We start from the raw sequence: 11,553 nt of genomic DNA on the forward strand, positions 1-11,553 counted from the left end.
CTCAGCCAGCCAGCCTTGTACGCAAGCCGACGCCGAGACGATGCACTTCGTCCAGTAATTCGTGGTGCGTCAGCCGCAACGCGCCATACCAGACCACGGCCAGGGCCGGCATCAGAACCAGCAGGCGCGCCCACGCGGGCAGCGTGGCCGACATCGCTGCTTGCAAGGTCGCACAGGCCAAGGCACAGGCAAACGCCACCACTGCGCTTGGCAACATTCCTCTTAAAAAACGCGCCGGTCCCAGGCCAACATGGCGCCACTGCATCCATAGCATGAGCGGTACGATTGACAACGTTGCCAGACAAATGGCCCACGCGAAACTACGCAAGCTACCGTCATACAAGTACGCCGCCAGTGCGATACGGGCCGCGATCATGGCCAGCAACGGCTGGCTAGATAGATAGGGCCGGCCCTGCGCGGTGAGCGTCGCCGGAAGATACTGGAACAGCATGGCTGCCGCGGCGGCCAGCGCCAGGGGCGCGACCGCCGGTACGGAATCCATCCATTGCTGCCCATATAATGCCCGGATGAGATCAGCACCAAGCAGCGCCGTCACCGCGAATGCGGGCCAGCCTATCCCGGTCACCAGGCGCGAGGCACGCATCAAAATAGGGGCGAGTGCTTCGCCTTTGTGATGAGAGCGCGACAGATAGGCAACAGCGCCATAATTCATTGTGGCGCCTGCAACATGGCTGAAGATCGACACCGTCGAATTAGCGCGGCTGAACAGGCCGACATGGCTGGCGCTGCCCAACTTCCCAAGTACCACGTCGGGTAGTGCGTTGTTGACCGCATCGGCGCAATTCGTCGCCAGTGTTCCCGCCCCGAACTGGACTACGTTGCGCCAGTGGCGCAAGGAGGGACGCCACGGCATGCCAGGTGGACGCAACAGAACACAAACCAGCACCGTCGCCAGAATGTTGGCCAGGTTCGCCCACGCCAGGCTAATCGCCCCTAATCCGAGCCACGCCAACAGCAGGCAACTCACGCAGTAGCTGATCGTCCCGGCACCGTGGATCCAGGCCTGCTTGTCGGCCGCCAGTTCCCGGATCAGCAACGATTGGGTGATCGAACCGAAGGGGATGAACACAAAACCGAGGGCAAGCACCTGCATCACCGCTTCCATGGCCGGTTCGCCGAACCAGTCGCTTAGCAGGCCGCTCAGCACATAGAGCACCGATGCAATGGTCCAAGACGTCACGAACATGACACCCATTGCTGAACGCATTTTCTCTGCCGAAAGCTCTTTCTCGTGCTGGACGTAGGTGGCGACGCCGAAGTCACGGAACATGTGCGCGATATTGACGAATACGACTGTCATCGAGAACACCCCGATATCGTGGGGGCTCAGCAGTCGGGCCAATATCAGACTGACGATGAAATGCAGGAGCGTAGAGCCTGATGACGAACAGAAGGTAATCAACAGTGAGCGCCGCAGGTCGGCCATGGGAATTCCGGAAGAGGGTGCGACGGACTGGGCACCTTGCCGATTGTACACTGATGTTCTTGCAATGCCACAATCAGGCGTACTAGAACCTTTTCCTAGTGACACTATGGCAGAATAGAAGGCGTTACTCAGACGTCAATTTTCCAGCATCGCACGCTTGCCGATGCTGCCTGCTTTTCGGAGACTCCTTGTTCACTTCCTCGCAGCATCCCGTCGGCATCACCCTAGTGATCCCTACTTATAACCGGGGCGCACTGATCGCTGAAACCATCGAAAGCGCATTGAATCAGCAGCATCCATTCGAGCAAATCATCGTTGTCGACGACGGTTCGACCGATAACACGATGGAAGTCCTAGCCAGATTTGGCGCCCGTATTACTGTCCTCAATGTTCCCAACGGTGGCGTGCAGCAGGCGCGTAACGCTGGCGTGCGCGCGGCAGCTTCCGATTGGATAGCCTTGTGCGATTCCGACGATCTCTTGGTGCCTGCATACAGCGCCACCGTCGCCCGCCATCTGCAGAGCGATCCGGCGTGCGACGCGATCTATTGCAACTTCATCCCGTTCACGGAAACGAAAGACCAGGCCGACAAGTTCTCCGGCGCGCCGGCCGATTTCTTCGATGGCGCCAAGCGCAGTGGCGACATGTGGCACGATATTCCCGATTTGTACGCGCGTACGGTGGCGTTCCAGCCCCTGTTCCCTTCAGGAAGCCTGATACGCAAATCGCTGTATGAGGCGATCGGTGGATATGATGCCCGCTTCAATCGCGTCGGCGCGGAAGACTGGGAATTCACCTTGCGCCTCATTGCCGCAGGACGCGTGGCCCTGTGCGCCCCTCCCCTAGTACGCATCCGCAAACACGACAGCAACGACTCGATCGACAACCTGCGCCAGAACAGCGGATGTATCCAGATTCTGGAATATGCGCTGCAACACCATCCTCTGGCCGAGCGGTATCGTGCAGCCATTCTTCAGAGTATCGATGAACGCCGTCTCGCGGTATTTTCCGAGGCATTTGCACGTGGTAACTTTCCCTTGGCAGTGCACAGCCTCGAACATCTGCGCGAGCGCCCGCGCGACCTGCGCTTCCGGATGAAATCCCTGATTACCCGGCTTCCTGAAAGCATGCGCCACCCACTATGGCGGACGACACAAGCCAAGTAGGCCCAAGCGTGCGTCGGACATTCAATGTCTCTTATATAATAATTCCCGAAATCAATCAATCTTGCGGTAGTGAAGGCAATAGCATGGTCTTATTCTATGAATTAACCCAGTACGGGATGTCGCACGCTCCATTCACGCGTGCCTTCGTACAAATGGTTGCGCATGCCTACCCCGAAGAGAGCCTGACGATCTACGGCCAGCCTTCGCACCTGGCCGCCGCTTTTGGCGAACCGGATGCCATGCTGGAAGGACGGCTGCGCCAGTTGTCCTACACGCCGCCCTCGCCTCATCCGCGCGATTTCTTCAAGTTGATGGCCGACACCTTGCGCGTCTTGCGCGATACCTACGGACCACTGCGCGATCAGCAGCCGCAAGTCATTTTTCTAACTGGTCAACCGCATCACATCTGGGCCGCCAAACTGTACCGGATGATGACACCGGGTTTTCGCTGCCATTTGGTGCTGCATGGAGACATCCACAGCCTGCGTGGACCGCGCTCGCGCAACCCTCTGCTGCGTGCACGCGATTACACGACGAGCATCGCCTATGCCAATCATCCGGACGTGCGTCTGCTGGCACTGGAAACCCACATCCGCACCAACATCGACGCGCTCCATCCGGGCGCGGCGGCGTTCATCGACGTCATTCGGCATCCTTGCATGCCGGCCACTTTCGACTGGCAGGCACCTGATTCGCCACAGGGCGACCTGCGTTTTGGCCTGCTCGGTATTGCGGGTAAGTCCAAGGGCCTCGACGTATTCGCGCGCCTCGCCTTGCGCGCGCAGGAAGGGCTGCAGCACCGCGCGCTGTTCCGCCTGATCGGCAAGCTGCAGGGCGCTAGCGAACAGCTCGACCTGAGCGGCATCAGTGGTCCACATCCGATCTCGACCGAATGGTTGCCCCGCGAAGTGTTCGACGACGAGCTGGCTCGGCTGCATTACGTCATCCTTCCTTACAATATGGATTATTACGGTCTGTCCGCCAGTGGTGTATTGCTTGATGTACTGCGCTGGCGCAAGCCGGTCATTGCCTTCGACACGCCCGTCATGCGCGAGCTCGAGGAGCGCTTCGGCGACATCGGCCATATCTGCAGCACGGAAGACGAGATGGCTGCCGCCATCAACGGCGTGCTCGGCGGCTTCGATGCGGCGCGCTATGCGCGCCAACGCCTCAACCTCGACGCCGCGTACCGCAGCCGCCTTCCGGATGCGGCTGCCGCGGAATACCTCCAGATGCGGGGACAGTGGTCTTTACATCCGCAACTGAAAGCAGCCTGACACGTGCGTCGCAACCTCGTTATCTCATTCATCCAGAAGCACCTTCAGCTGCTGGTCAACATTGCTTCGGTCATGATTCTGTCGCGCTTGATCTCCCCAGAGGAGACCGGCGTGTTTTCGATCGGTGTTGCGATTGCCGCCTTGACCCATGCCATTCGCGATTTCGGCGTGGGCAATTTCCTTGTGAAAGAAGCGGACATTTCTAAAGGCAAGATTCAGACGGCATTTACCGTGTCTCTGCTGATCGCAGCCGTGCTGGGACTGGTGCTGCTGGCGGCTTCTTTCCCGGTCGCGGCGTTCTATGCAAAACCCGAAGTGGCCACGGTCATCTGGATCACCACCCTCGGGCTGCTTATATCGCCGTTCTCGACGATCGCATTGGCGCTCATGCTGCGTCACCAGCGTTTCGTCGACATGTTCAAGGTCAGCATGGCAGCCGCTTTCTGCAATGCGGGCGTGGCTATCCTGTTTGGCTGGCTTGGTTGGGGCGCCAAGGCGCTCGCGCTCGGACAGCTGGCCAGTGCCGTGGTACTCGTCATCGCCGCCAACCTGGTGCTGCGTGAAGGCGGAATTTATCGCCTTTCTCTCGCACACTGGCGCGACATTTCGCACTTTGGCTTCCACATGACCGTTTCCGGCGTGTCTGATCAGATCGGCCAGCGTTCCAGCGACCTCGTGGTTGGCAAACTGGTAGGCTTCAGCGCGGTCGGTCTGCTGTCGCGCTCGGGTACCTTGGTCACGATGGTCCAGGACTCGGTGCAGTCGGCTGTGATGCCGGTCGTGCTCACGTCGATGTCAGAAGACGTACGCAAGAGCGGCAATGTGGCCCCGCTCCTGCTCAAATCGCTGTCCTATTTCACTGCGGTCATGTGGCCGGTGTACGCCGTCATTTCATTGTTCGCCCTCGATGCGATTGCGGTCCTGTTCGGTCCCAAGTGGCTGGAAGCGGCTCCTTACACCAGCATCCTGTGCTATGGCGCGGCGTTTGCCGTCCTGTCCTCGCTCGTGAGCACGACCTGCAATGCCACCAACAATGCGCATCTGCTGTCGCGCTACAGTCCGGCCGTGCAAGGCATGCGTGTGCTGCTGGTGACTATAGGCGCGCTGACCGCGGATCTGGGCATCGTGGTGCGCATGCTGGTGCTGGCCGAGATACTGCAATGCGCACTGGCGTTTTTCATCGTCCGCCGGGCCACCGGCATCCAGTTCCAGCAGGTGGTCCATCATTGCTGGCGCAGCCTGGTAGTGGCCATCTTGGTCTGCGCCGCGATGGCGCCTCTGCAACTACTCGACTGCCCCGCGGGCTTGCGCCTTGTTATCGTCGGCCTGTGCGCATCGCTGGCATGGCTGCTGGCCTTGTTTCTTGCCCGCCATCCGATGGCGCAAGAGGTCAGCAATGCCTACAGTATCCTGGCGCTGCGCATGCGCGGGCAAGCTCGCTAATCATTCATCCATACCAGATCTACCATGAGCCAAGTACGAACCGTTCTCGTCAGCATCCTGAATTGGAATACCGCCACGATGACTGTCGAATGCGTGTCGTCCGTTCTGCAACTGGCGCGCGAGCCCGGGGTGAACCTGGAGATCGTAGTAACCGACAACGCTTCCGCGCCGGAAGATTGGGCCGCGCTGCAGGCCAGTCTCGACCCTAGTCAGGTGACCCTGTTGCGCCAGGAGCGCAACCTGGGTTTCGCAGGCGGACATAACGTGGCGATCCGCCATGCCGCGCAACGGGGTGTGGACTACGTCTGGCTGGTCAACAGCGATGCCTTGCTCGAGCCCGATACGCTGAGCAAGATGGTGCGGCTGATGGACGCCGACCCGCGCTGCGGCAGCGTATCCCCGGTGATTCGCGCGCTGCACGACAGCGAGCATATGGATTTCTGCGGCGCCAGACGCGATTGGCGCATGCTCGATTCAGTGCGTCCCAACTCGATCGAGGCGGCCAAGGCACTGGAAGCAGCCCACCCCAACGATATGTGGTTGGCGGGCACGGTGGTGATGTTCCGTCTTGCCGCCCTGGCCCAGGTCGGCGAACTCAACGAAAAGCTGTTTGCGTATTTCGAAGACGACGACATCGGCGTGCGCCTGTCGCGCGGTGGCTGGACCAATCGTCTCGCATTCGATGCGGTGGCGCGCCATGCCCAGCCAAACGTGCAAGAGCGCGGTCCGCACTATTTTTACCTGCTTTACCGGAATGCCTTCCTGTTCTGGACGGAGCATACGCCGGCCCCTTACCGCCGCTTCCTGCGCCTGCGCCTGCTCGACCGGGCACTGTTTACCGCCAGCCGGCTGTACGACCGGGGCCTGGACCAGAAAGCGCAAGCCTGTCTGCTGGGCGCGTTCGATGGCCTGCAAGGCCGGGGTGGCCCGTTCGACCTGACACGCAGCCCGCCCATGACCATTCGCTTGTTGCGCGGCCTGATGAAGATCAAGCATTACCGGCGCCTGCGCTGGTACCGGGCCTGATTTCTTACACCAGCACCTCCGCCGGCGCCGGATGTCCCAGGAACGCCACCGGACTGGCCGATAATCCGTAGGCGCCTGACTGGAACACCACGACCAGGTCACCCGGTCCGGCCGCCGGCAATTCCATGCGGTCGGCCAGCACATCGAGCGGCGTGCATAGCGGCCCGACCACGGTCACTGTTTCGCGTTCGCCGCTGTCGATCCGGTTGCCGATCGCTGCGGGGTAGTTCTTGCGGATCACTTGTCCGAAGTTTCCAGATGCCGCCAAGTGATGGTGCAGACCACCATCGGTGACCAGGAAGACCTGACCGCGCGACTCCTTGCGCTCGATGACGCGCGCCACGTAGATGCCCGCCTCGCCCACCAGATAGCGCCCCGATTCCAGGGACACCCTCACCTCGCCCAACCGTGCGCGGATACGCGGAAGCCATTCGGCCAAACCGGTGGCAACCGGCGCCAGATCGAGCGCGGTCTCGCCGGGGAAATACGGAATGCCGAAGCCGGCGCCCAGATTCAGCATCTTCGGTGCGAGCGCGCACTCATCGGCCAAGCGCAGCGCCAGTTCGAAGCTGCGGGCATGCGCCTCCACGATCGCCTCGGTCTTGAGACTTTGCGATCCCGAGAAGATATGAAGGCCCAGGGGCGCGATTGCGAGCGTGCGCAGTTGCGCCAGCGCCTCCGGCACCCGCTCGGCATCGATGCCGAACGGTTTGGCGCCGCCGCCCATGCGCATGCCCGACGCCTTCAGCTCGAAGTCGGGGTTCACCCGCAGCACTACCCGCGGCGCAATGCCCAGCGCATCGGCCTGCTGCGCAATGCGGTCGATTTCGCCGCACGATTCCACGTTCAGGCAAACGCCGGCGGCTATCGCGCGGCGCAGTTCCGGCGTGCTTTTGCCTGGACCGGCGAAGCTGATGTGGCGGGGGTCGAACCCGGTGTCCAGGGCAGTAGCCAGTTCGCCGCCGGAGGCGACATCGAGACCGTCGGCCATGCCCGCCATCAAGTGCACCACGGCAGCCATTGGGTTCGCCTTGATCGAATAATGCAGCTTGATATCGTCGGGCAAGGTCGCGCGCAGCGCTGCCATACGGGCGGTGATCAGGGCCCGATCATAGGCGTAGAACGGCGTGGCGCCGACCCGCTCTGCCAGGCGTGACAGCGTGACGCCGCCGACCGTCAGCTCGCCATCGAGGACCGGAAACTGGGTTTGCGGCGCGTGCACGGGCTTATTCATGCGGATTCCTTGTTAAAAAGACCAAGGCAGGCGGCGCGCAATGACGGGCGGTCGATCTTGCCGTTCGGGTTGCGCGGGAACGGCTCGCTACGCAGTGCCACGTGCTGGGGGACCATGTAGGCAGGCAGATGGCGCTGGCAATGCTTGAGCAGCGCAGCTCCGCTGGTGTCCTGCGCAACGGCCAGCAGGACCACCGCCTGTCCTAGTTCGGGATGCGGCACGCCGAAGGCGACCGCCTCTTCGACCAGCGTACTGGCATAGGCCAGCTCCTCGATTTCGGTAGGACTGATGCGGTAACCGGATACCTTGATCAGATCGTCGGTGCGGCCGACGAAGTACAGGAACCCTTCCGCATCGCGGCGCACGGTGTCGCCCGACCAGACCGCCATCTCGACCAGTGGCAAGGCCGGATCCTGGCCGGGTGCGGGGCGGAAGCGCTCGGCAGTCTTGGCCGGATCGTTCCAATACCCCAGCGACACCAGTGCGCCGCGGTGAACCAGTTCGCCCGGCTCATCCGGCGCGCATGGCGTGCCGTCGGGGCGGACCACCATCACCTCGGCATTTGGAATGGCCCGACCCATCGAATCGGGGCGGCGGTCCAGTTCTTCCGGCGGCAGGTAGGTCGAGCGGAAGGCCTCGGTCAGGCCGTACATCAGGAATATCCGGGCCTGCGGCAGGGCCGTGCGCAGGGCAGCCAGGGTCGCGCCCGGCATGGCGCCGCCGGAATTGGTCAGATAGCGCAGGCTGCAATCCTGTGGCCAGGACAAACGCGCCAGTTGGTTCCACAGGGGCGGCACGGCCGCCAGGCCGGTGATGCGTTCGGCCGTCACCGCGGCCACGATGTCGCGCGCAAACAGGTGATTGATCAGCACAACGGAGGCGCCGGCAAGGAAAGCGCAGGTCAGCTGGCTCAGGCCATAGTCAAAGCTCAACGGCAGCACCGACAGGATGCGCTCCTGCGGCGTGATGCCAAGGTAGTCTGCAACGCTATGCGCGCCCGCCACCAGATTTCGGTGCGACAGCACGACGCCTTTTGGCTTGCCGGTGGAACCGGAGGTATATAGGATGGCGGCCACGTCAGCGTCGATGCGGCGCGCCAGGACCGGGCTGCTTTCCACTGCCGCGCCAGCGAGGTGTGGCGCCCAGGCCGCCAGCTCTACCCCGGTGGACAACACATGACCCTCGCGCAGGCCGATGGCCAGCACGGTGCGCAAGTCGGGACAGGCTGCAAGCACAGGCGCCAGCGCTGCCAGCCGCTCCTGCGAGGTGACCAGGATACGCACATTACAGTCTTGCAGAATGTGTGCGACCTGTTCCGGCTTGAGCAGCGGATTGACCGGCACGAACACGGCGCCGGCGGCCACCGCGCCGAACATCGCCGCCACGTTCTCGATTCGCTTTTCCAGGAAGATGGCAATGCGCTCTCCGGGAACGCGCAGGCGCGCACCCAGAGCGGCCGCGGCGTTGCGCACTGAATCGGCCAGTGCCGTATAGTCGAGCCGTTGCTCGCCGTATGCCAGCGCAGGCGCATGCGGCGTGCGCGCCGCCGAAGCAAAGATGAAGTCTTGGACCAGCTCGCTCATGGTGTCGTTGCGCAAAGGGTGGGACGCAAGGGGGTGGCGCTTGTCATTTACGATCGGTATTGCAATGCAAATAGGGCGCAATGTTACCATTTCGCCTGCGAAACAAGGCACAATACACCGAACATTCCCAGTCATCCATGCAGCTTCCTTCCACCCTCCCTCTTGCCCAGCCCGTTCGCCCCTTCGTGCCGCTCGCACCCGTGCTGTCGCGCGCGTCTTTCGGACGCGGGCGGACCGGCCTGAAAAGCGTGCTCGACGCGGGCGACGCGCAGCTGGTGACCAGCGGTCGGGTGGCGCTGGCACTGGCGCTGCGTGCAATCGGCGTGAAGCAGGGCGATACCGTGCTGCTGCCGGCTTACCACAGCCTGTCGATGGTGCCGCCGGTATTATGGCGCGGCGCCACGCCCGCGTTCTACCGCGTGGGCATGGATGCGGCGATCGACCTGGACGATATAGCGGACAGGCTCGACCCGTCGGTCAAGGCGCTAGTAGTGACCCACTACTTCGGTTTTCCCCAGGACCTGACCCGGATCCGCGCATGGTGCGACGCCAATCGGGTGGCCCTGGTCGAAGACTGCGCGCATTGCTTCTTCGGCGAGTACGCAGGACGGCCGGTCGGGTCGTTTGGCGACTACGCCATTGCCAGCAGCATGAAATTCTTCCCGGCCTACGATGGCGGCGTGCTGGTATCGAATCGGGGACCGCTGGTGCTCGGGCTGCGTCCCGCCGGCCCGGGCTTCGAGATCAAGGCGCTGCTCAACACGCTGGAGCTTGGTTTTGCCTATGGCCGCCTGCCGCTGCTGCGCGCGCTGCTGGCCCTGCCACTGGCCGCCAAAGACCTGCTATGGCGCGCATTGAAGAGCATGCGCGCTGCACCGGGAATTGCCGCAACCGCGGGCTTGGCCCCGGACTCGTCCGACAGCGGCACCGGGTTCGACCCGTCCTGGGTCGACAAGCGCGCCTCCTGGATCGCGCGTCGCCTGCTGCGCCGGGCATCCAGCCAGCGCATTGTCGCACGCCGCCGCGCCAACTACCTGCAGCTCGAGCGCGCCCTCGGCCAGCTGCCGGGCTGCCAACCGCTGTTCGCATGCTTGCCCGACAGCGTATGCCCTTGGCTGTTCCCGCTACTGGTGGACGACCCCGAGCCGGCATTCGCGCGCCTGTGCGCATGGGGAGTGCCGGTCACGCGTTTCGCCTCGACCCTGTGGCCGGGCGTGGATGCCCGAAGCTGCGCCGCCAGTGCCAGCTTGTCGCGCCGGATACTGGCATTCCCGGTACACCAGGAACTGCGCGAGGACGAACTAGCCTGGTTGTGCGCGCGCGCGAGCGCCGCGCTGGCGCCATGAAGTGGCGCATCGAACCGGCCGCGCGCTTCGATTCACTGGTGCCGCAGTGGGCCTTGTTGCATGCCGCCGGGCCGGCCGCACCCATGTTCGTACCCGGGTTCGTCTCGGCGTTGCTGGCCGAATTCGCCGGCGGTGACGAGCTGCTGGCCTTATGCGAAGATGCCGACGGTCCGTGCGCGGCCGCTGTGCTGGCGCCACGGGGGCCTGGTCGCTGGGCCAGCTTTCAGCCGCCGCAAGCGCCACTTGGCTTATGGCTGCAACGGCCTGGGCTCGATACTGGTTTCCTGCTAACGGAGCTGGCCGGCGCCCTGCCCGGTTTTGCGTTGCAGGTCGGCCTGACCCAGTGCGATCCGCTGCTGCTGGCGCGCCCGGCCGACGGTGGCCGCGCGCGGAGTCTCGACTATATCGCCACCGCGCGCATCGACATCGCCGGCGGCTTCGAAGCTTACTGGCAGGCGCGCGGCAAGAACTTGCGCAGCAATCTGAAGAAGCAGCGCAACCGCTTGGCCGCCGACGGCGTGGAGACGCGCCTGGAGATCGTCACCCGGCCAGACCAGATGGCGCAAGCCGTTGCCGATTACGGCCGGCTCGAAAGCGCCGGCTGGAAAGCAAGCGGCGGAACCGCGGTCGATGCGGGCAATGCCCAGGGTCGTTTCTACACGCGCGTGCTCGGCGCCCTGGCCCGCCAGGGTAACGCACGCGCCTATCGCTACTGGTTCGGCGAACAGCTGGTGGCGATGGACCTGTGCATCCTGGAGCGCGACACCATCGTCATCCTGAAAACGGCCTACGACGAAAGCGTGCCAAACGGGCTGTCTCCGGCGCTGCTGATGCGCGAAGAAGCTTGCCGCGCTCTGTTCGACGAGGGGCGCTTGGCCCGCATCGAATTCTACGGCAGGGTCATGGAATGGCATACGCGCTGGACCGACCAGGTGCGCACGCTCTACCATCTCAACCATTATCGCTGGCCTGCCCTTGCTCACCTGCACACGATGCTGCAGGCGCGTGGCCAGGCAAGCACTTCCAACTGA

The 11,553-nt window shown here is 63.1% G+C and carries 9 protein-coding genes; 6 read left to right on the forward strand and 3 right to left on the reverse strand.

Translation table 11 applies throughout. The features are described 5' to 3' along the window. Position 1 precedes the first annotated feature (1 nt). Positions 2–1,447, reverse strand: a complete 1,446-nt coding sequence (locus tag AC3XQU_RS16740; RefSeq protein WP_489875292.1) for an oligosaccharide flippase family protein — start codon at positions 1,445–1,447, stop codon at positions 2–4. A 188-nt stretch (positions 1,448–1,635) separates the two neighbouring features. Between AC3XQU_RS16740 and AC3XQU_RS16745 the strand changes: the two genes are divergently transcribed. The 4 genes from AC3XQU_RS16745 to AC3XQU_RS16760 all read left to right on the forward strand — a co-directional run bounded on the left by AC3XQU_RS16745 (position 1,636) and on the right by AC3XQU_RS16760 (position 6,359). Beyond that, positions 1,636–2,613, forward strand: a complete 978-nt coding sequence (locus AC3XQU_RS16745) for a glycosyltransferase family 2 protein (RefSeq protein ID WP_489875293.1) — start codon at positions 1,636–1,638, stop codon at positions 2,611–2,613. Positions 2,614–2,696: 83 nt separating this feature from the next. After that, positions 2,697–3,890 carry a glycosyltransferase family protein gene (locus tag AC3XQU_RS16750; protein WP_489875294.1) on the forward strand — a complete coding sequence of 398 codons (1,194 nt, stop codon included), beginning with the start codon at positions 2,697–2,699 and terminating at the stop codon, positions 3,888–3,890. A gap of 3 nt (positions 3,891–3,893) precedes the next feature. Next, on the forward strand, positions 3,894–5,333 hold the full coding sequence (locus AC3XQU_RS16755) for an oligosaccharide flippase family protein (protein WP_489875295.1): 1,440 nt from the start codon (positions 3,894–3,896) through the stop codon (positions 5,331–5,333). 24 nt (positions 5,334–5,357) lie between these two features. After that, on the forward strand, positions 5,358–6,359 hold the full coding sequence (locus tag AC3XQU_RS16760) for a glycosyltransferase family 2 protein (protein WP_489875296.1): 1,002 nt from the start codon (positions 5,358–5,360) through the stop codon (positions 6,357–6,359). A 4-nt stretch (positions 6,360–6,363) separates the two neighbouring features. On the opposite strand, the gene AC3XQU_RS16765 is transcribed toward AC3XQU_RS16760, so the two are convergent. Further along, entirely contained in the window at positions 6,364–7,593 is a 1,230-nt protein-coding gene (locus AC3XQU_RS16765) for a pyridoxal-dependent decarboxylase, exosortase A system-associated (protein WP_489875297.1), read from the reverse strand. After that, a complete protein-coding gene (locus AC3XQU_RS16770) occupies positions 7,590–9,176 on the reverse strand; it encodes an acyl-CoA ligase (AMP-forming), exosortase A system-associated (RefSeq protein ID WP_489875298.1) in 1,587 nt (528 codons plus the stop codon). The genes AC3XQU_RS16765 and AC3XQU_RS16770 overlap by 4 nt, the downstream gene beginning before the upstream one ends. A gap of 137 nt (positions 9,177–9,313) precedes the next feature. On the opposite strand from AC3XQU_RS16770, the gene AC3XQU_RS16775 reads away from it, so the two are divergent. Both AC3XQU_RS16775 and AC3XQU_RS16780 read left to right on the forward strand, forming a co-directional pair. Then, positions 9,314–10,522 (forward strand): DegT/DnrJ/EryC1/StrS family aminotransferase, encoded by a 1,209-nt coding sequence (locus AC3XQU_RS16775; protein WP_489875299.1) that lies wholly within the window; start codon positions 9,314–9,316, stop codon positions 10,520–10,522. Further along, positions 10,519–11,553 carry a GNAT family N-acetyltransferase gene (locus AC3XQU_RS16780; protein ID WP_489875300.1) on the forward strand — a complete coding sequence of 345 codons (1,035 nt, stop codon included), beginning with the start codon at positions 10,519–10,521 and terminating at the stop codon, positions 11,551–11,553. Before AC3XQU_RS16775 ends, AC3XQU_RS16780 begins: the two co-directional genes overlap by 4 nt.

The sequence above is a fragment of the Telluria sp. AZSoR62 genome, assembly GCF_058111565.1.